Source organism: Actinokineospora sp. UV203 (assembly GCF_056323665.1).
Map to the genome: position 1 here is coordinate 6,364,996 of NZ_CM150484.1, position 19,296 is coordinate 6,384,291.

General features: G+C 69.8%; 19 protein-coding genes. 14 read left to right on the forward strand and 5 right to left on the reverse strand.

Annotated elements, in window-relative coordinates:
• The first annotated feature begins 4 nt into the window (after positions 1 to 4).
• The 3 genes from ACUZ2Y_RS30625 (at position 5) to ACUZ2Y_RS30635 (ending at position 3,268) form a co-directional block, all read left to right on the forward strand.
• Positions 5 to 757: a YebC/PmpR family DNA-binding transcriptional regulator gene (locus ACUZ2Y_RS30625; RefSeq protein ID WP_476325419.1), complete on the forward strand. Its 753-nt coding sequence runs from the start codon at positions 5 to 7 to the stop codon at positions 755 to 757.
• 151 nt (positions 758 to 908) lie between these two features.
• Positions 909 to 1,421, forward strand: coding sequence for a DUF4262 domain-containing protein (locus ACUZ2Y_RS30630; protein ID WP_476325421.1), 513 nt, complete (start codon positions 909 to 911; stop codon positions 1,419 to 1,421).
• Between the two features lie 113 nt (positions 1,422 to 1,534).
• Entirely contained in the window at positions 1,535 to 3,268 is a 1,734-nt protein-coding gene (locus ACUZ2Y_RS30635; RefSeq protein ID WP_476325423.1) for a metallophosphoesterase family protein, read from the forward strand.
• Here ACUZ2Y_RS30635 and ACUZ2Y_RS30640 read toward each other — a convergent pair.
• Positions 3,246 to 3,893, reverse strand: a complete 648-nt coding sequence (locus ACUZ2Y_RS30640; protein ID WP_476325425.1) for a DUF5753 domain-containing protein — start codon at positions 3,891 to 3,893, stop codon at positions 3,246 to 3,248. The genes ACUZ2Y_RS30635 and ACUZ2Y_RS30640 overlap by 23 nt on opposite strands.
• A gap of 107 nt (positions 3,894 to 4,000) precedes the next feature.
• Between ACUZ2Y_RS30640 and ruvC the strand changes: the two genes are divergently transcribed.
• From ruvC to ACUZ2Y_RS30685, 9 genes are all read left to right on the forward strand, one after another.
• Complete coding sequence (ruvC, locus tag ACUZ2Y_RS30645) at positions 4,001 to 4,585, forward strand: crossover junction endodeoxyribonuclease RuvC (RefSeq protein ID WP_476325428.1); 585 nt, start codon at positions 4,001 to 4,003, stop codon at positions 4,583 to 4,585.
• Positions 4,582 to 5,172, forward strand: coding sequence for a Holliday junction branch migration protein RuvA (gene ruvA, locus ACUZ2Y_RS30650; RefSeq protein WP_476325430.1), 591 nt, complete (start codon positions 4,582 to 4,584; stop codon positions 5,170 to 5,172). Before ruvC ends, ruvA begins: the two co-directional genes overlap by 4 nt.
• A gap of 11 nt (positions 5,173 to 5,183) precedes the next feature.
• Complete coding sequence (gene ruvB / locus ACUZ2Y_RS30655; protein WP_476325432.1) at positions 5,184 to 6,227, forward strand: Holliday junction branch migration DNA helicase RuvB; 1,044 nt, start codon at positions 5,184 to 5,186, stop codon at positions 6,225 to 6,227.
• A 113-nt stretch (positions 6,228 to 6,340) separates the two neighbouring features.
• The gene (yajC, locus tag ACUZ2Y_RS30660) at positions 6,341 to 6,748 is read left to right on the forward strand and encodes a preprotein translocase subunit YajC (protein ID WP_476325434.1); all 408 of its coding nucleotides are present in this window, start codon (positions 6,341 to 6,343) and stop codon (positions 6,746 to 6,748) included.
• Positions 6,749 to 6,977: 229 nt separating this feature from the next.
• Positions 6,978 to 8,774 (forward strand): protein translocase subunit SecD, encoded by a 1,797-nt coding sequence (secD, locus tag ACUZ2Y_RS30665; protein WP_476325436.1) that lies wholly within the window; start codon positions 6,978 to 6,980, stop codon positions 8,772 to 8,774.
• Position 8,775: 1 nt separating this feature from the next.
• A complete protein-coding gene (secF, locus tag ACUZ2Y_RS30670) occupies positions 8,776 to 9,999 on the forward strand; it encodes a protein translocase subunit SecF (protein WP_476325438.1) in 1,224 nt (407 codons plus the stop codon).
• A 1-nt stretch (position 10,000) separates the two neighbouring features.
• Positions 10,001 to 10,519: an adenine phosphoribosyltransferase gene (locus ACUZ2Y_RS30675; RefSeq protein WP_476325440.1), complete on the forward strand. Its 519-nt coding sequence runs from the start codon at positions 10,001 to 10,003 to the stop codon at positions 10,517 to 10,519.
• A gap of 123 nt (positions 10,520 to 10,642) precedes the next feature.
• On the forward strand, positions 10,643 to 12,949 hold the full coding sequence (locus ACUZ2Y_RS30680; RefSeq protein ID WP_476325442.1) for a RelA/SpoT family protein: 2,307 nt from the start codon (positions 10,643 to 10,645) through the stop codon (positions 12,947 to 12,949).
• 52 nt (positions 12,950 to 13,001) lie between these two features.
• Positions 13,002 to 13,877, forward strand: coding sequence for a hypothetical protein (locus tag ACUZ2Y_RS30685; RefSeq protein ID WP_476325444.1), 876 nt, complete (start codon positions 13,002 to 13,004; stop codon positions 13,875 to 13,877).
• Here the strand turns inward: ACUZ2Y_RS30685 and ACUZ2Y_RS30690 are convergent.
• The 3 genes from ACUZ2Y_RS30690 to ACUZ2Y_RS30700 are packed head-to-tail and all read right to left on the reverse strand — an operon-like array spanning position 13,840 to position 15,912.
• A complete protein-coding gene (locus ACUZ2Y_RS30690; RefSeq protein WP_476325446.1) occupies positions 13,840 to 14,520 on the reverse strand; it encodes a DUF6597 domain-containing transcriptional factor in 681 nt (226 codons plus the stop codon). The two genes, ACUZ2Y_RS30685 and ACUZ2Y_RS30690, sit on opposite strands and share 38 nt — an antisense overlap.
• Before the next feature lie 37 nt (positions 14,521 to 14,557).
• Positions 14,558 to 15,199 (reverse strand): hypothetical protein, encoded by a 642-nt coding sequence (locus tag ACUZ2Y_RS30695; protein ID WP_476325448.1) that lies wholly within the window; start codon positions 15,197 to 15,199, stop codon positions 14,558 to 14,560.
• Positions 15,200 to 15,201: 2 nt separating this feature from the next.
• On the reverse strand, positions 15,202 to 15,912 hold the full coding sequence (locus tag ACUZ2Y_RS30700) for an MBL fold metallo-hydrolase (RefSeq protein ID WP_476332143.1): 711 nt from the start codon (positions 15,910 to 15,912) through the stop codon (positions 15,202 to 15,204).
• Positions 15,913 to 16,043: 131 nt separating this feature from the next.
• On the opposite strand from ACUZ2Y_RS30700, the gene ACUZ2Y_RS30705 reads away from it, so the two are divergent.
• Together ACUZ2Y_RS30705 and ACUZ2Y_RS30710 are read left to right on the forward strand one after the other, a co-directional pair.
• Positions 16,044 to 16,925, forward strand: a complete 882-nt coding sequence (locus tag ACUZ2Y_RS30705) for a peptidylprolyl isomerase (protein ID WP_476325450.1) — start codon at positions 16,044 to 16,046, stop codon at positions 16,923 to 16,925.
• Between the two features lie 2 nt (positions 16,926 to 16,927).
• Positions 16,928 to 17,683: a peptidylprolyl isomerase gene (locus ACUZ2Y_RS30710; protein ID WP_476325452.1), complete on the forward strand. Its 756-nt coding sequence runs from the start codon at positions 16,928 to 16,930 to the stop codon at positions 17,681 to 17,683.
• 272 nt (positions 17,684 to 17,955) lie between these two features.
• Here the strand turns inward: ACUZ2Y_RS30710 and ACUZ2Y_RS30715 are convergent, their stop codons facing one another.
• Positions 17,956 to 19,281 carry a YibE/F family protein gene (locus tag ACUZ2Y_RS30715; RefSeq protein WP_476325454.1) on the reverse strand — a complete coding sequence of 442 codons (1,326 nt, stop codon included), beginning with the start codon at positions 19,279 to 19,281 and terminating at the stop codon, positions 17,956 to 17,958.
• Positions 19,282 to 19,296: the final 15 nt, after the last annotated feature.

Below are 19,296 nucleotides of genomic sequence, written 5' to 3' on the forward strand. Positions count from 1 at the left end.
AGAGATGAGCGGCCACTCCAAGTGGGCGACAACCAAGCACAAGAAGGCCGCCCTCGACGCCAAGCGTGGCAAGCTCTTCGCGAAGCTGATCAAGAACATCGAGGTCGCCGCCCGCACCGGCGGGGGTGACCCGGACGGCAACCCCACGCTGTTCGACGCGATCCAGAAGGCGAAGAAGAACTCGGTCCCGCAGGACAACATCGAACGCGCCCGCAAGCGCGGCGGTGGCGAGGAAGCGGGCGGCGCCGACTGGCAGACGATCATGTACGAGGGCTACGGCCCCAACGGCGTGGCCGTGCTGATCGAGTGCCTCACCGACAACCGCAACCGCGCCGCGGGCGAGGTGCGCATCGCGATGACCCGCAACGGCGGCTCCATGGCCGACCCGGGTTCCGTGGCGTACATGTTCAACCGCAAGGGTGTCGTCGTCCTGCCGAAGAACGACCTGTCCGAGGACGACGTCCTCATGGCGGTGCTGGACGCGGGTGCCGAAGAGGTCAACGACCTCGGCGAGAGCTACGAGATCATCTCCGAGGCCACCGACCTCGTCGCCGTGCGCAAGGCGCTGCAGGAAGCGGGCTACGACTACGAATCGGCGGACGCGAGCTTCGTGCCGTCGGTGACGGTCGAGCTGGAGGCCGAGGGCGCCCGCAAGATCTTCAAGCTGATCGACGCCCTGGAAGACTCCGACGACGTACAGAATGTGTACGCGAACTTCGATGTGTCCGACGATGTCATGGCAGAGGTCGACGCGTAGAGATGTGTACGCACTGTGACACGTCTATGTGTCCGACGATGTCATGGCAGCGGTCGACGCCTGAGTGGCAAGCTGAACTGAACGGCCCGGGCGGGTTCGCTGCCCGGGCCGCTTTGTTCCCCGAGTCGATCCCCACCGACGAGGAGTGCGCATGGCCCTGGACGGCGCCACCGCCGAAGACAACAACCTGCGCGAATGGCTACTGCGCACGGCGGACCAGGACGGCCACGCCGTCATCGAAATCGAGGGCGACGAGAACGGCGCCCCCTACGCCTTCTCGGTGGGCGCCTGGCGCCGCTTCGGCGCACCGGAGGCGGTCGTCATCGGCCTGCCGGTGGACATGGCCCAACCCCTGATCGACCTCTACGTCCGCCGCGCCGCCTCGGGGGAACGGTTCTTCCCCGGCCTGCCGTACCTCGATTTCTTCGACGGCGTGCCGGTGGTCGTCGAACGTGTCCACCGCGCCTATTACCCGGAATTCCTGGGAAGCGCGTTCCTGCTGTACCCCTCCGGCGAATTCCCGGCGCTGCAACTCATCGTCGCCACCCCGAAGGGCCACTGGCCGTGGAGCCCTGACGCCCCGGCCGGATTCGCCAACTGGCAACCGGTCCTGACCGAATCCGGCCGCCCCGAAAGCTGGCGCCCCGGAATAGACGGCCCCTGACAGGGCGGCCCGGGCAGCACGCCCCCCGATAGGCCATTCGCCGAACAATGCCCGAACGGCCGTCACCCGGTGGTGATCACGTCGCTAGGCTTCCCCCGCGAGACAGGAGGCCTGTGATCCCACCACCCCGATCCCGACCCCGCCCGCGAACCCGCGCCGAAACCGAACTCGGCTTCGAACCGCAACCCGCGGTCCGCTGGCTCGCCCCCAAGGTCCTGATCAGCACCGGCATCCAGTCCGTGATCGCGACCATCTTCGGCTCCTACGCCGACAAACGCGAGCTCCAGGGCAGCCTCCCCGCGACCGTCCACCGCTACGACGACGATGACGAACTCTGGATCGACTTCGTCGCCGATGTCGGTGACGGGTTCGACGCCACCTACTCCGTCGCCACCCTGCTGGCCGCCGAGAAGCTCGACATCGGCGGGCACGAGCTGCCTCGCGGCCGGCTGCTGATCATGGGCGGCGACCAGGTCTACCCCTCCGCGTCGACCCGCAACTACGAGGACCGCACCAAAGGCGTCTACCGCGCCGCCTTCCCCGCGCTCAACGGCGACGCCCCCACCCTCTTCGCCCTCCCGGGCAACCACGACTGGTACGACGGCCTGACCTCCTTCCTCCGCGTCTTCGCCCAGAAGCGCAACTTCGGGGGATGGGACACCGAGCAGACCCGGTCGTACTTCGCCATCGAGCTGCCGCACCGCTGGTGGCTCTTCGCCATCGACACCCAGTTCGACGACTACATCGACGCCCCACAGCTGGAGTACTTCCGCCGGGCGTCCGCCGAGCTGCGCCCCGGCGACGGGGTCATCCTCTGCACCTCGGCGCCCGCCTGGGTCGACGCCGGGTCCGGCGGCCACACCAAGAGCTACGACACCTTCGAGTTCTTCGACCGCGAGATCGTCCGCTCGCAGGGCGCGTCGGTTCGGGTGATGCTCTCCGGCGACAAGCACCACTACGTCCGCTACGCCGAGCGCGGCGGCGGCCGGCAGCGGATCACCTGTGGGCTCGGCGGCGCCTACCTGGCCGCCACCCACCAACTGCCCCAGAAACTGGTCCTGCCGCCGCCGACCTCCCGGGTCCGTGAGCCGTCGGTGCCCGCCGACTACGAGAGGGCGGAGCGCTACCCGGACCGCTGGACCTCGGAGCGGTTCGCCGCCGGGATCTTCCGGCTTCCCTGGCGCAACCCCGGTTTCTGGGCTATGACCGGAATCTTCCAGACCGTCATGACCCTGGCTGTCCTCTATGGACTCGTGCAGACCTTGGGCAGCCACGGCCCGGAGGGCTTCTTCGGTCTCGTCGCCAGCTGGACCCCGGCGATCCTGGTCGGCTTCGGCCTGGTCCTCGGCGCGCTGGCGTTCGCCAGAATCGAAGACCCCAAACGGGGTTGGCCGGCGACGATCGCGGGTGTCCTGCACGCGGCGGGGCACCTCGTGCTCAGCGTCGTCTGGGCATTCGTCGTCATCTGGCTCTACAGCTCGGTTCTGCCCGACGGCCTGGTCGGCGACTGGGCGACGCTGGTGATCGTCACGGTCGGCACCCCGCTGCTCGTCGGCTTCGTCGACGCCGAGCTGGTCGCCGTGTACCTGATGATCGCCAGCCGCTTCGGGATCAACCTCAACGAGGTCATGGCAGGCCAGAGCATCGAGGACTACAAGGGATTCCTGCGCCTGCGGATCGACGACCAGGGCGGCCTGACGGTCTTCCCCATCAAACTTGAGACCACCTGCCGCGCCTGGACCACCGATCCCGACGCCGAACGGCACCGCCCGTGGCTCAAGCCGGCATGCGACCCGCTGCGCCCGGAACTGATCGAGGAGCCGATCAGGATTGATCGCACTCCCTGAACTCGGTCGCCACCGTCGGCAGGAAATCGCGACAGTCGTCGCCCTTGAGGGCTCGCTCGTGGGCGTAGTCGAACAGGTCGGGGTGCTCACGAACATCGGCCGGGTCGCGCAGCGATATCGCTCCCGCAGCGGATTCGATGATCACTAATCGGTCGTAATAGATGGCGAATGTGCTCATCAGCGGCTTGGGCGATGCCGTGCCGAAGGTCAGAACGGATATGTCGACTCCCGGCAAGGAGCTGACCGTGACGAGGTGATCGAACTGGTCTGCCATTGCCGCGTTGGACGCAATCCTTGTCCGCACGACAGTTTCGGTCAGCAGGAAGGTGAACGAGCAGGCTCCTTGGTGAAGCAGTCTGCTGAGGCCGATCTTCGCCGCGATCAGCTTGGGTCGTTCTGCCGCACCCACCTTTGAAAGTGAGCTGTGCACGTTGCTCGCGGCGTAGTCGTAGGTCTGGAGCATCCCGGGCAGCATGGCCGGAAGGGCGATCTTGAACGTTGTCGATCGTTCAATCAGCCCGGCGATCTCCTGCATCTTGTGCTCGGCGCCGATCTTGCGGATCTGCCTGCGGCAACGTGCCTCCCAGTTGACGTTGAGTGTCAGGTTAGTGGCGAAGGGTGACAATTCTCGAACACTGCGACCCGTTATTCGCGTTCCCGCATAGCGGCGTGTCCTCGATCAAGTCCGCCCCCTCCTCGGTACGCTCTCGAACGAGTGTTCAAGGAGGAAGCGTGCGCGTGCTGGGAGTCGACCCGGGCCTGACCCGCCTCGGCATCGCGGTGGTCGACGGCGGCGCCGGGCGAGCGGTCCGCGCGGTCGCGGTCGACGTGATCCGCACCCCGGCCGACGACGACCTCGCGGTGCGCCTGCTCAAGGTCGCCGACGGCGTCGAGGCATGGCTCGACGAGCACCGCCCCGAGGTCGTCGCCATCGAGCGCGTCTTCAGCCAGCACAACGTCCGCACCGCCATGGGCACCGCCCAGGCCGCGGGCGTGGTCGCGCTCTGCGCCGCGCGCCGCGGGCTGCCGGTCATGTTCCACACCCCGAGCGAGGTCAAGGCCGCCGTCACCGGGTCCGGCCGGGCGGACAAAGCCCAGATCACCACCATGGTCACCAAGATCCTGGGGCTCACCGTGGCCCCCAAGCCCGCCGACGCCGCCGACGCGCTGGCCCTGGCGATCTGCCACCTGTGGCGCGCGCCGATGCGCGACCGGATGGCGCAGGCCGAGGCAAGGGCGGCGGAGATCGCCCGCACGCACCGTGCGAGGCTGGCCGCCGCGGCCAAGGCAACCCGAATCAGGACGGTGACGAAGTGATCTCCTCGGTGCGAGGCACAGTGGCGGCGGTCGGGCTCGACCACGCGGTCGTCGAGGTCGGCGGGGTCGGACTCGCCGTGCAGGCCACCCCGCACACCCTGGCGACGCTGCGCCGCGGCGAGGAGACCTCGCTGGCCACCGCCCTGGTCGTGCGCGAGGACTCGCTGACCCTGTTCGGCTTCGCCGACACCGAGGCGCGCGACCTGTTCCGCCTGCTGCAGACCGTGTCCGGCATCGGACCGCGGCTCGCGCTGGCCACCCTCGCGGTGCTCGAACCCGACCAGCTGCGCGCCGGGCTGGCCGACGGCAACATCACCATCCTCACCCAGGTGCCCGGCATCGGCCGCAAGGGCGCGGAGCGGCTGATCATCGAGCTGCGCGACAAGGTCGGCACGCTGCCCACGAGCACCGCGCCCGCCGCGCCCGCGAGCCAGGTCCGCGGCTCGGTCGTCGAGGCGCTCGTCGGTCTCGGCTTCGCCGCCAAGCTCGCCGAGCAGGCCGTCGACGGCGTCCTCGCCGAGAACGGCGTCAGCGACACGTCGGCGGTGTTGCGCAAGGCGTTGGCCACCTTGGGCCGCAAGCGCTGATGGAGCCCGACATGGACGAGTGGGAGTCCCAGCTGTCCCCGGTCGCGGAACCGGAGGAACTGCAGGACGAGGCGACCCTGCGGCCCAAGCGGCTCTCCGAGTTCGTCGGCCAGCCCCGTGTGCGTGAGCAGCTCGACCTGGTTCTGCAGGGCGCGACCCGGCGCGGCTCGCCACCTGACCATGTGCTGCTGTCCGGTCCGCCCGGGCTCGGCAAGACCAGCCTCGCCATGATCATCGCCGCCGAGCTGGGCAGGCCGATCCGGATCACCTCCGGCCCCGCCCTGGAACGCGCGGGCGACCTGGCCGCGATGCTGTCGAACCTCGCCGAGGGCGAGGTCATGTTCATCGACGAGATCCACCGCATCGCCCGGCCCGCCGAGGAGATGCTCTACCTGGCGATGGAGGACTTCCGGGTCGACGTCGTCGTCGGCAAGGGCCCCGGCGCCACCAGCATCCCGCTGGAGATCGCGCCGTTCACCCTGGTCGGCGCCACCACCCGCTCCGGCGCCCTCACCGGGCCGCTGCGCGACCGCTTCGGCTTCACCGCGCACATGGAGTTCTACGAGCCGCACGAGCTGGAGCGGGTACTGCGCCGCTCCGCGGTCATCCTGGGCGTCGACCTGCACGAGGACGGCGCCGAGGAGATCGCGGGCCGCTCTCGGGGAACACCCCGCATCGCGAACCGGCTGTTGCGTAGGGTCCGCGACTACGCCGAGGTCCGGGCCGACGGCGCGGTCACCCGCGAGGTCGCGCAAGCCGCGTTGAAGGTCTACGACGTCGACGATCTGGGGCTCGACCGGCTCGACCGGGCCGTCCTCGGTGCCCTCGTGAAGTCTTTCGGCGGCGGCCCCGTCGGTGTGTCGACCCTGGCGGTGGCCGTGGGCGAGGAACCGACGACGGTCGAAGAGGTGTGCGAGCCGTTCCTGGTCCGCGCGGGGATGCTCGCGCGCACGCCACGCGGGCGCGTGGCGACCGCGGCGGCGTGGACGCACCTGGGTCTGCCTGCCCCGATCGAAGCCTTCGGCCAGGCGGGGCCTACCCTGTTCGATGAGTGATCGACCACGTGTGAGCTGTGATGAAGCGGCCCGCACCTGGCACACTCGGGTGAGAGAAACCCCGAACAATCGGACTTTTCCCGCATCGGGGAACGTTCCCGAAACGGAGTGAAATGAACCAGGCTCTGCTCCCGCTGCTGCTCGTGGCGGTGCTCGCGATACCCCTGATCCTCGGCTCGCGCAGGCAGAAGAAGATGGTGGCGCAGCAGCAGGAGCTGCAGAACTCGCTCGCCGTCGGCGACCGGGTGATGACGACCTCCGGTCTCTACGGCACGGTTTCCGACATCTCCGACGACGCGTCGATCGGCATCGAGATCGCGCCCGGCGTGGAGACCAGCTGGCTGCGTCAGGCTGTGCGCGAGAAGGTCGGCCCCGACGTCGACGACGACGAGGACACGATCGAGGACTCGGACGAGGCCACTGAGGACATCGAGGTCACTGGGGCCACTGAGGCACCCAAGGCCTCCGAGGTCCCGGGTTCCACGGCCCAGGTCGCCCCGCCGCTCGACCACAAGAAGTAGCCGACCTCGGGTTCCGGGTCGCGGCCCGGAACCCGACGCAGGCGGACAGTGACCCGCGCAACACTGGGTTCACGCCGCAAGAGGTACGCTGCGCCCTCACCCACATGTGTGACTCGGGTGCGGGCGCAGTGTCATGACCAAACACACTGGTCAGCCGCACTTCGCTTGGCCCCCAGCGCGCGGGAGTCATGCGTTCACATCCGAAGCTAGCCGAGGAGACGGACCGACCGTGGCACCACCGGCCGGGCAGATCCGCCCAGGACGCTATTTGGCGTTCTTCATAGCAATCGTCGTTGTCCTGTATGCCCTGGTGTTCGCCACCGGCGACCGTCAGGCGAAGCCCAAACTGGGCATCGACCTGCAGGGTGGTACTCGTGTCTCGCTGACCGCGCGCACCGAGACCGGCGAGCCGTCCAAAGAGTCGCTCAACCTGGCTCGAGAGATCATCGAGGAGCGGGTCAACGGCACCGGTGTCAGCGGCGCCGAAGTCATCCTCGACGGGAGCAACATCATCATCACCGTTCCCGGTGAGCAGGGTGAGAAGGCCAAGGACCTCGCGCAGCCCGCGCAGCTCCGGTTCCGTCCCGTGATCGGCGCGCTTCCCGCCGCCCCGGCCGAGCAGACCCCGCCGCCGTCCTCCGGCGCGCAGCAGCCGCCCGCCTCCGGGGCAGTGCAGCCGCCCGCGAGCGGTGCCCCGACGACGGCGCCCGCGCCGTCCGCCGGTGCGCCCACCTCGGGTGCGCCGCAGGGCCGCCCGGCTCCGGCCGCGCAGCCCGCGCCGCCGTCGCAGCCCGCGCCGCCGCCCGCCGCCGAGAACGCCTGCACCAAGTACACCGCGCTGCTCAATGACCAGAAGACGCCGGTCGGGCAGCTGATCACCGCCGCGAAGGCCTGCCGCCAGGACCCGACGCTCGCGCCGGGCAAGGGTGCCGACGGCGCCGAGACGCCCGCGGACGCCGCGCTGCAGCAGGCCGCGCTGGCCACGCTCGACTGCGGCAAGAAAGACCCGCTGATCGGCAACGACGACCCGAAGCTCCCACTGGCCACGTGTGACCAGGACGGTCTCGAGAAGTTCATCCTCGGCCCGTCCTTCCTCGAGGGCAGCGAGATCGACAACGCCATCTCGCAGCCGGACCCGCAGGGTGTCGGCAACGTCGTCAGCGTCAGCTTCAAGAGCGAGGGCTCCCGGATCTGGTCGGAGTACACCGCCAGCCATGTCCAGCAGCGCGCCGCGTTCGTGCTCGACACCGCGGTCGTCTCCGCGCCGACCATCCAGGGCGCCATCAACGGCGACACCCAGATCACCGGCGGCGAGGGCGGCTTCAAGACCGCCGAGGCGCAGAAGCTGGCCAACGTGCTGAAGTTCGGCTCGCTGCCGCTGTCCTTCGAGTCCTCCGAGGCCGAGACCGTGTCCGCGACCCTCGGCCTGGCCTCGATGCAGGCCGGTCTGATCGCGGGCGGCATCGGTCTGCTGCTGGTCTTCATCTACTGCTTGTTCTACTACCGCGTGCTCGGTGTGCTGACGATCCTGTCGCTGGTGCTCTCCGCGGCGATCGTCTACGCGGTCCTGGTGCTGTTGGGCCGCTGGGTCGGGTTCACCCTCGACCTCGCGGGCATCGCCGGATTCATCGTGGCGATCGGTATCACGGCGGACTCGTTCGTCATCTTCTTCGAACGACTCAAAGACGAAGTGCGCGAAGGCAGGTCGTTCCGGTCCGGCGTGCCGCGCGCGTGGGTCCGGGCCCGGCGCACGATCCTCTCCGCCGACGCGATCCAGTTCCTGGCCGCCGCGGTGCTGTATGTGCTGGCCGTCGGCCAGGTCAAGGGGTTCGCGTTCACCCTGGGCATGGCCACCGTGCTCGACCTGATCGTGGTCTTCCTGGTGACCCACCCGCTGGTGGCGCTCGCCTCGAAGTCCAAGTGGCTGTCCAACTCGAAGCTCTCCGGCCTCGGAGCAGTCCAGCGGAACCAGCAGACCCTGCGCGCGGCGCGGGTCGGCGCGGGCACCGCCGCGAAGGAAGTGTGACGTGTCCACCCCCAAGAAGCAGAGCATCTTCGAGCGGCTCCACGTCGGCAACGGCGCGTTCGACATCGTCGGCAAGCGCAAGCGCTGGTACCTGATCTTCGGCGGCCTGATGCTCGTCTGCATCGTGTCGATCATCTTCCGCTGGTTCAACCTCGGCATCGACTTCGAGGGCGGCACCAAGATCCAGCTGCCGTCGGCGAGCGCGTCCGGGCAGATCTCGATCGAGCGGGTGGAGACCGTCTTCCAGGAGGCGATCAACAAGCCGCCCGCCGCGGTCCAGCAGGTCGGCACCGGCGCCAACTCGACCATCCAGATCAAGTCGGAGGCGCTGACCGTCGACGAGGTGCGGCTGGTCAAGAACGCGCTGTTCGAGCAGCTCAAGCCGCAGTCGCCCAGCGGTGAGTCCACGGTCGCGCAGATCAGCGACAGCGCGGTGTCGGGCACCTGGGGCGGGGAGATCTCGCGGCAGGCGTTGTGGGCGCTCGGCGTGTTCCTGGTCCTGGTGACGATCTTCCTCGCGCTGTACTTCGAGAAGTGGATGGCCGTCTCGGCGCTCGTCGCGCTGTTCCACGACGTCATCGTCGCGGCGGGCATCTACTCGATCGTCGGCTTCGAGGTCACGCCCGCGACGGTGATCGGTCTGCTGACCATCCTCGGCTTCTCGCTCTACGACACGGTCGTGGTGTTCGACAAGGTCAGGGAGAACACCCGCGGCCTGCTCGGCCTGACCCGGCGCACCTACGCCGAGACGGCGAACCTGGCGCTGAACCAGGTGCTGATGCGCTCGATCAACACCTCGATCATCGCGCTGCTCCCGGTCCTCGGGCTGCTCGTGATCGGTGTCGGTGTGCTCGGTGTCGGCACCCTCGGCGACCTTGCGCTCGTCATGGCCGCGGGCATGCTCGCGGGCGTGCTGTCGTCGATCTTCCTGGCGACCCCGCTCCTGGTCGATCTGAAGATGACCGAGCCGAAGTACAAGCAGCAGGCCGAGCGCGTGGCCCAACGCCGCGCGAACGTCGCCCGCAAGGCTGAGACCGCCGACAGCGCCGACAGCGTCGACGGGGACGAGGCGGAAACCGACCTCTCCGACGACGAGGCGCTCAACGCCGAACTGCGTCGGGAGAAGGCCATGGCGATCGCGGCGGGTGTCCCGTCCCGCACGCCGAAGGCGGCCGACGCGCGGCGCAAGGCCTCGGGAAGGCCCTCGGGCAAGAAGCGGCGCTGACGTGCGCCTGGAAGACGCGCTCACCCTGGTCCGGGAAGTCCCCGACTTCCCGGAACCAGGGGTGCTCTTCCGCGACCTGAGTCCGCTGCTGGCGGACGCGGACGCGTTCCGCGCGGTCACCGACGCTTTCGCCGCCGAGATCCCGGACGGCGTCAGCACGGTGGTCGCGCTGGAGGCCCGCGGATTCCTGTTCGGCGCCGCGCTGGCCGCCGTGCACGGATTCGGGCTGGTCACGGTCCGCAAGCCCGGCAAGCTGCCGGTCGTTGCCGACCGCGTCACGTACTCCCTCGAATACGGCACGGCCACCTTCGAACTGCCGGAAGGCGTGGTCGAGCCCGGTGCGGACGTCGTCATCATCGACGATGTGCTGGCCACCGGCGGCACGATCGAGGCCGCCGCGGGCCTGGTGGACCGGGCGGGCGCGAAGGTCGCGGCGGTGGCGGTCGTCGTGGAAATCGCCGCGCTGGGCGGTCGTGAGCGACTTGCAGGGCACAACTTGCGGGCGCTGCTCGTCGTCTGACATGGGCAGTTCGCCGCCCCAGCGGAAGTTCGTCACCCGTTCCGGCGTTATCCTCGGTATCCGGGTCACATGAGTGACCCGGGAGTCGTTCGCCATTGGCGACCGAACTTGCCGGGAGCACGGTTGTCCCATGAGGTAGACAGCGCGGCCCCAGGGGCCCATGAGCCGCTGACGCCCGCAGGACGGGAGCCGTCCGCCACCCGCCGAGTCCGCGCGCGCCTGGCCCGGCGCATCACCGCGCAGCGTGCGGCGCCGGTCAAGCAGGTCTTGGAGCCGCTGGCCGCGGTCCACCGCGAGCTGCACCCCAAGGCCGACCTGGCGCTGCTGCAGCACGCCTACGATGTCGCCGAGGAGGCGCACCGCAGCCAGCGGCGCAAGTCCGGCGACCCGTACATCACCCACCCGCTGGCCGTGGCGACGATCCTGGCCGAGCTGGGCATGGACACCACGACGCTGGTCGCGGCCCTGCTGCACGACACCGTCGAGGACACCGACTACTCCATCGACGGCCTGCGTGCCGACTTCGGCGACGAGGTCGCGCACCTGGTCGACGGCGTCACCAAGCTCGACAAGGTGCAGCTGGGCTCCGCCGCCGAGGCCGAGACCATCCGCAAGATGGTCATCGCCATGGCGCGGGACCCGCGCGTGCTGGTCATCAAGCTCGCCGACCGGCTGCACAACATGCGCACCATGCGGTTCCTGCCGCCGGAGAAGCAGGCCAAGAAGGCCCGCGAGACCCTTGAGGTGCTGGCCCCGCTGGCGCACCGGCTGGGCATGGCCACGGTCAAGTGGGAGCTGGAGGACCTCGCGTTCGCCATCCTGCAGCCCAAGAAGTACGACGAGATCGTCCGGCTCGTGGCGAACCGGGCGCCCTCGCGTGACACCTATCTGCGCACAGTGGTCGAGCAGCTCGGCGCCGACCTCCAGGGCTCGCGGATCACCGCGAAGGTCGAGGGCAGGCCCAAGCACTACTACTCGATCCACCAGAAGATGATCGTCCGCGGCCGCGACTTCGACGACATCCACGACCTGGTCGGCGTGCGCCTCCTGGTCGACGACGTGCGCGACTGCTACGCCGCCATGGGTGTGGTCCACGCGCTGTGGCAGCCGATGCCGGGCCGGTTCAAGGACTACATCGCCCAGCCGCGCTTCGGCGTCTACCAGTCGCTGCACACCACGGTGATCGGCCCGGACGGCAAGCCGCTGGAAGTGCAGATCCGCACGCACGAGATGCACCGCACCGCCGAGTACGGCATCGCCGCGCACTGGCGCTACAAGGAGACCAGGGGCACCCACAGCGGCACCGACGTCGACGAGATGGCGTGGATGCGCCAGCTGCTCGACTGGCAGCGTGAGGCGGCCGACCCGGGGGAGTTCCTGGAGTCGCTGCGCTACGACCTGGCCGCCCGCGAGATCTTCGTCTTCACCCCGAAGGGCGACGTCGTCACGCTGCCCGCCGGGTCCACGCCGGTCGACTTCGCCTACGCGGTGCACACCGAGGTCGGGCACCGGTGCATCGGCGCCCGAGTCAACGGCAGGCTCGTCGCGCTTGAGCGCAAGCTGGAGAACGGCGAGGTCATCGAGATCTTCACCTCGAAGGCCGAGGGCGCGGGACCGTCGCGCGACTGGCTGGCCTTCGCCGGGTCCCCGCGCGCCCGGGCGAAGATCAAGCAGTGGTTCGCCAAGGAGCGCAAGGAAGAGGCGATCGAGGCAGGCAAGGACGCGATCACCAAGGAGGTGCGCCGGGTCGGCCTGCCCATGCAGCGGCTCGTGTCGGCCGAATCGGTGAACGCACTGGCCCGTGAGCTGCGCTATCCCGAGGTCAGCGCCCTGTACGCGGCGGTGGGGGAGGGCCACACCTCGGCCCGCCACGTCGTGCAGCGGCTCGTGGCCCTGCTCGGCGGTGTCGAGCACGCCGAGGAGGAACTGGCCGAGCGCGCGACGCCGTCCACGATCACCCGGCGCCGCAGCTCGGGCGACGCGGGTGTGCTGGTCAAGGACGCGAGCGACGTGTGGGTCAAGCTGGCCCGCTGCTGCACCCCGGTGCCCGGCGACGACATCCTGGGCTTCGTGACCCGCGGCGGCGGCGTGAGCGTCCACCGGACGGACTGCACCAACGCCGACGACCTGCTGGGTTCCCCGGAGCGGCTGCTGGAGGTCGAGTGGGCGCCCTCGGAGTCGTCAGTGTTCCTGGTCGCCATCCAGGTCGAGGCGCTCGACCGGCACCGACTGCTGTCGGATGTGACGAAGGTGCTGGCCGACGAGAAGGTCAACATCCTCTCCGCCTCGGTGACGACGTCGCGGGACCGGGTGGCGGTGTCGCGCTTCTCGTTCGAGATGGGCGACCCGAAGCACCTGGGGCACGTGCTCAAGGCGGTCCGCAGCATCGAGGGCGTCTACGACGTCTACCGCGTGACGTCAGCGTCTTAGCGGTGTCCGTTTCGTACAAGACCGGACGAGCGCACGGAGTTACGTTGGTTTGGTGACTTCCTTCGACCGTGCTGAAAAGTTCGTCCTGCTCAACGCCCGCCTGCTCGACCGCAGGCGGTTCGAGTTCCTGTTCGGCTCCGGTGACGCGTCGGCCGTCGTCGCGGCGCTGGATGCGTACCGCAATCCCGACGGCGGCTACGGCAACGCGCTGGAGCCCGACGGCCGGGGCCCGGGCAGCCAGCCAGTGACCGTGCTGACGGCCCTGAACGTCCTGAGCGAGGTCGGCGCCCCACCTGATGGTGTCGCCGAGTACCTGGAGTCCATCAGCGCCCCGGACGGCGGTGTCCCGTTCGTCCACCCCAACGCCCGCGACTACCCGAGGGCGCCGTGGTGGGAGGTGCCGGAGACCTACGAGGGTTCGCTGCTGCCCACGGCCAACCTCGTCGGGGCCCTGTGGCGCGCCGGTGTCGAGCACCCGTGGGTCGATCGGGCGGCCGAATTCTGCTGGCCCCGCATCGAAGCGCTGACGGCCACGCATCCGTATGAGGCCCTGGCCTGCGTGGAGTTCCTGGACCACGCCCCGGATCGGGCCCGGGCGGAGAAGGCGGCCGAACGCATCGGGACGATGGTCCGGGACAACGGGTTCGTGCGACTCGGCGGCAGTGGGACGGTCCCGCCCGGCTACGCCGAGGGGGAGCTGCACGACCCGCACGACTACGCGTCCACACCGGACAGTCTCGCCGCACGCTGGTTCACCACAGCGGAACTTGAGGTGAGCCTGGACGCCCTGGTGATGGCCCAGCACGAGGACGGCGGGTGGCGGCCGAAGTGGGCCATCTGGACGCCGGTGACGGAGTTCGAGTGGGCCGGGGTGCTGACGGTGAACGCGCTCAGGACGTTGGCGACGTACCGCCGGTCAACGCGGTGAGCGTGGTTCCCGCCAGCACCCTCACCTCGCGGGCCAGGTGCGCCTGATCGGTGAAACCCTCGCGGTAGGCGACATCGGCGAACGGCAGTCCCGCCCTGGCCCGCCGCACCGCCCGGTCGAAGCGCAGGACGCGGTGCAGGACCTTGGGCCCATAACCGAACGCCGCGAGACTGCGCCGCCGAAGCTGACGTTCGCCAAGCCCCACGGTGTCCGCGATGGCCCGCACGGACCCGGTGTGCTCGGCCAGTTCCCGGACCTGGCCGATCATCGGGTCGACGTGGGCGGGGAACGCGTCGAGCAACACCTGACGCGGATCCTCGGCCGCACCAAGCCGCTCGGCCAACTCCCGGCCGTCGGGGCGCAAGGCGTCGAGGTCGATCCTGCCGTCGCGTAACTCGTCGGCTGGCACGCCCAAGGCGATGGCCCCCGGTTCGAACCGCAGCCCGACCATGGTCCCGGGTTCCGAGGTGCTGATCTGCGCCTCGGTGTCCGGCCCCGCCACGAACAGCCTGCCGGTCTCCCGCTGCCAGATGACGTCGGCACACCCGTCCGGCACGATCCGCTGGGTGGCTCGGGCCGTGAGGGTTCGCGACCACAGGCAGGCGATGCCTGGGTGGTCGACAGGCCACTCACGGTAGGTCATCCACCGAGTGTGCCGGCGCGGTACGACAGTCCGCGGGCTACGGCAGATTCGCCACGAACCGGGTGATCGCCTCGGTGCGCAACCGCTGAGCCAGTTTCCCCTGCGGCGCGACCGAAGCAAGCTGGAACAGCGGCCGTTCCGGTGCGGCCTCACCCCGAGCCTCCGCGCGCAGCTGAGCCACAAGCAGTTGCGAGAACACCAATCCGCTCGTGTTCTCGCTCCCCGCGAGCGCGTCCGCCAACCGCCGCAGCGCGAGGATGCCGAGTTCCCGCCCGCCCGTGCCCGAGTACGCCGCGAGGGCGATGTTGATGGACTTTCCCTTGGCGCCGACCAGAAGCCCGACCGTGCGCACACCACGCACGTCGGTCACCAGCAAGTCGAGGCGTTCGACGGCGCGCAGGTCGACGACCTTGCTGCCGATCGTCTCCGCCACCACGCGGGTGCCCTGCAGCCAGATCCGCCGACGCGCGGTCATCCAGGTCAGCAGGGCGAGTGTCCCGGCGACCACGGCCGCGGTGATCAAGCCGGGGGTCTGTCCGAAGATCAGGCCGACGACACCGCCGACGGCCGCGCCGAACAGCAGGGCGACCGCGACGGTCACGCAGCCTCGGCGCCGCGACGGGTCGGCCAGGGTCAGCGGGATCCGCTCCGGCTCGACCGGAGGCTGGGGGTCGGTCATCGTCAGATGCCGCGGCCGCGGCCGCGGTGCGCCGAGGACGGGTCGGTCAGGTCGATCATCCCGGTGAGGAACGGGTTGCTGACCCGCTCGCGGCCGATCGTCGTGGTGGGCCCGTGGCCCGGGAGGACCACCGTCTCGTCGTCGAGCGGCAGGATCTTCGAGCGCAGCGACGCCGTCATCCGGTCCATCGACCCGCCGGGCAGGTCCGTGCGGCCGATCGACCCCGCGAAGAGGGTGTCGCCGGAGAACAGCAGCAGGCCGCCCTCCTCGGTGGTCGAGCGGAACGCCACCGACCCCTCGGTGTGGCCGGGGGTGTGGTCGACGGTCATCTTCAGGCCCGCGAGGTCGAGTTCGACCCCGTCGGCCATCTCCTTGACCTCGCGCGGCTCACGCATCTCCAGGCCGCCGAAGAACGACGCCGCCTCACGGCTCATGCCGCGCATCGGGTCGGTGAGCATGTAGCGGTCGTCCGGGTGGATCCACGCGGGCACGTCGTTGCCGTCGCAGACCGGGGTCACCGAGTAGGTGTGGTCGAGGTGCCCGTGGGTCAACAGCACCGCGACGGGCGAGAGCCGGTGCTTGCGCAGCGCCTCGGCGATCGGCTCCTCGGCGTCCTGACCAGGGTCGATGATCACACACTGGCCGCCCTCCTCGGGCGCGACGAGGAAGCAGTTGGCCTGGAAGGCCCCAGTCGGAAAGCCGACGACGAGCACGGCGGAACCTCCGGTCGACGGGATTCTTGGCAAGCTCTCAGCCTAGTGGGGCGTCCCACCACACGGTTCTTACCGGGGGTCCCCATAGACTGCGCGCCTGCCAGGAACGTGTAGGTCAGGGAGGGTGCCAGGTGCCGACTAACGAGCAGCGCAGAGAGGCGGCCAAGCGCAAGCTGGAACGTCAGCTGGCGAACAGGGCCGAACGCGCGCGCAAGCGCCGGATCTTCGGTGTGGTGGGCACCGTGGTGGCCGTCGTGGCCGTCGTGGGACTTGTCTATTGGCTCGCCAACCGCGGCGACGATCCGGTCACCCCGGCGGACGCCTCCACCTCGCCGAGCGCCGACGCCGAGGCGCCGGTGGACACCCCGGCGAACATCCCGACCGGGCTCGCGCCCGCGCCCAAGCGGCCGCAGGCGCTGCCGGCGAAAGCCACCTGCGAGTACCCGGCCGAGGCGGAAAAGCCCGCGGCCAAGCCCGCGCAGGCGCCGCCCACGGCCGACATCTCCGCCGAGGGCACCGTCGTGGCGACCGCGAACATCGCGGGCGGCGACGTCAAGCTGACCCTGGACCGCGCGCTCGCGCCGTGCACGGTGAACAGCTTCGTGAGCCTGGCCAAGCAGGGCTACTTCAACGACACCCGCTGCCACCGCCTCACCACCAGCGACGGCCTGCAGGTCCTGCAGTGCGGCGACCCGTCGGCCACCGGCAGCGGCGGCCCCGGCTACAGCTTCGACGACGAGGTGTTCCCCGAGCTGAAGTACGGCCGCGGCATCCTCGCCATGGCGAACGCGGGCAAGAACCCGCAGACGAACAAGGGCACCAACGGCAGCCAGTTCTTCATCGTCTACGGCACCGCCGAACTGCCCCCGAACTACTCCGCCTTCGGCACGATCGACGCCGAGAGCCTCAAGAAGATCGACGAGATCGCCAAGACGGGCACCACCCGCAAGGGCTCCCCGGGCGACGGCTCGCCGAAGAACCCGGTCACCATCAGCACGGTGACGGTCGCCTGACCATGAACCGCACCACCGCGACCGGGCTGCTCCTCGCCTGCCTGACCCTGACCGCCTGCGGGTCGGCTGTGTCGGGCAGCCCGGTCGGGGTGGAGTCGGCCCCGACCACGTCGGAGAAGTCGGCCAACTCCGCGCCGGCGACCACCGCCGCCGCCGGAACGCCGTGCCGGTACAAGACCAGCACCGGTCAGCCCGCCCCTGAGGGCAAGGACGTCGGCAAGCCGGCAGAGCGGGCGAAGGACAAGCCCGCCACGGTGACGCTCACGACCAACCTGGGTGCCATCGCGATCACCCTGGCGACCGACACGGCGCCGTGCACCAGTCGCAGCATCGCCCACCTGGCGGCGAAGAAGTACTTCGACGACACCCCGTGCCACCGGCTCACCGCCGCCGAGAGCCTCTCGGTCCTGCAGTGCGGGGACCCGACCGGCCAGGGCGCCGGCGGCCCGGGGTACACGGTGCAGGACGAGAACCCAGGCCACCTGAAGCCTTCCGGCGTCGGCGAGACGGTGATCTACTCGCGCGGCACGGTCGCGATGGCCAACACCGGCCGCCCTAACAGCGGCGGAAGCCAGTTCTTCCTGGTCTACCGCGACTCCAAACTGCCCCCGACCTACGCGGTTCTGGGAACCATCGACGACGGGGGCCTCGCGGTGCTGGACAAGATCGCCGCGGGTGGCATCACGCCGCAGATGGGCGAAGAGGACGGCGCACCGACAGTGCCGGTCAAGATCCAGAAGGCCACGATCGCGGAGTAAGTCGACCCAGCGCCACGGCACGGCCCGGCCCGGTGCGGGGCATGCTTGGCGGGTGCGATCACCTTTGATCCTGAGGCGGATGCCGCCTACGTCGAAATCGTCGAGGAAGTCGGGCACGGCGAGGCCACGACCCAAGTCATTGTCGAGAGTGATCGGATTCGGTTGGGCGAGATCATCCTCGAGCTCGACCCGGGACGGCCGTCTGCTCGGCGTCGAGGTGCTCGGGGCCAGTGCTCTGCTTCGGCCCGCCACTGTGGCAGGCGCCGAACGCCCTAGTCCTCCCGCACCGCCACCAACGCGGCCAACGCCGTCGTGACCGGCACCGCCGCCACCAAGCCGATGCTGCCCACCAGCGTCCGCACGATCTCCTGCGCGATCGACTGCGACCCCAGCAGCGCGCCCAGGCCCACGTCCGACAGCGACGAGTACAGCAGCACCGGCAGAGCCGCGCCCGCGTAGGCCATCACCAGGGTGTTGACCGCCGATGACACGTGGTCGCGGCCGATCCGCAGGCCCGCCGCGTAGAGCTCCCGCCACGTCAAGGTCGGGTTCGCCGCCCGTAGCTCCCACACCGCACTGGTCTGGGTGACGGTCACATCGTCGAGCACGCCGAGGGCGCCGATCACGATGCCCGCCAGCAGCAGCCCGCGAGTGTCTATGCCGGTGCCCAGTGCCCCCACCAGGTTCGCTGTCTCCTCGTCCAGGCCGGTCAGCCGTGACGCCGCCGCGAAGAGAGCGCTCAGTACGCCGATAAGAGCCAGGCTGACCATCGTCCCCAAGACCGCCGTCGTGGTCCGCGCGGAGAAGCCGTGGGTCAGGTAGAGGACCGCGAACATGATCACGCCCGCGCCCGCGATCGCCACCAGCAGCGGGTTCTCCCCACCGAGGATGGCCGGGAGCACGAACAGCAGCAGCACCGCGAACGTCAGCCCCAAGCCGGTCAGCGCCTTGAGTCCCTGCCAACGCCCGAGGACCAACACCGCGGCGGCGAACAGAAGGGCGAGCACGGCGAGGGGCATGCCGCGCTGGAAGTCGACGAGTTGGTAGGAGCCGCCGCTGAGGGGGTCGCCGCCGCCGTAGCTGAGCACGACGTCGTCGCCCACCGCGAAGCGCGGGGTGCTCGGTTCCAACGGGACGGCCGTGCGGATCTCGCTGCCCGAGGCCTGCCCGTCGCTCATCTTCACCGTGACCGTCAGGCATTGGTCGGGGCTCGGCTCGGTCCCCGGTTCGCCGCCGAACTGGCACGGCCCGGCCTCCGCCGCGGTCACCGTGCCGAGCACCGGCTCTTGGCCGGACCCGACGCTCTCAGGTCCGTCGCCGGTGGGGAACAGCAGCACCATCCCGATGACCGCGGCCAAGGCGAACGGTGACACCAGAAACGCGAGAAGCCGCCGCACCGGCGCCGAAGCCGGGGTGGCCGGTCCGTGTCCATGCCCGTGGCCGGTTACCGCGATGTCGTCATCGGGATCGCGGCGACGGCGACGGCCCGCGCCATCCGATTCGGGGCCACGGCCCGCCGTGTGCCTGCCCCTGGAGGCGCGCTCCGGCTCGTCGTCCGCGCGCACGCGCGGGATCGGCCGCGTCTCCCAGTCATCCACCGCCCAATCCTCTCA

Excerpts from the sequence above, each read along its gene's own strand:
- ACUZ2Y_RS30625 (WP_476325419.1), top strand. The coding sequence starts at position 5 with ATGAGCGGCCACTCCAAGTGGGCGACAACCAAGCACAAGAAGGCCGCC.
- ACUZ2Y_RS30630 (WP_476325421.1), top strand. The coding sequence starts at position 909 with ATGGCCCTGGACGGCGCCACCGCCGAAGACAACAACCTGCGCGAATGG.
- ruvB (WP_476325432.1), top strand. The coding sequence starts at position 5,184 with ATGGACGAGTGGGAGTCCCAGCTGTCCCCGGTCGCGGAACCGGAGGAA.
- yajC (WP_476325434.1), top strand. The coding sequence starts at position 6,341 with ATGAACCAGGCTCTGCTCCCGCTGCTGCTCGTGGCGGTGCTCGCGATA.
- ACUZ2Y_RS30690 (WP_476325446.1), bottom strand. The coding sequence starts at position 14,520 with ATGACCTACCGTGAGTGGCCTGTCGACCACCCAGGCATCGCCTGCCTG.
- ACUZ2Y_RS30695 (WP_476325448.1), bottom strand. The coding sequence starts at position 15,199 with ATGACCGACCCCCAGCCTCCGGTCGAGCCGGAGCGGATCCCGCTGACC.
- ACUZ2Y_RS30710 (WP_476325452.1), top strand. The coding sequence starts at position 16,928 with ATGAACCGCACCACCGCGACCGGGCTGCTCCTCGCCTGCCTGACCCTG.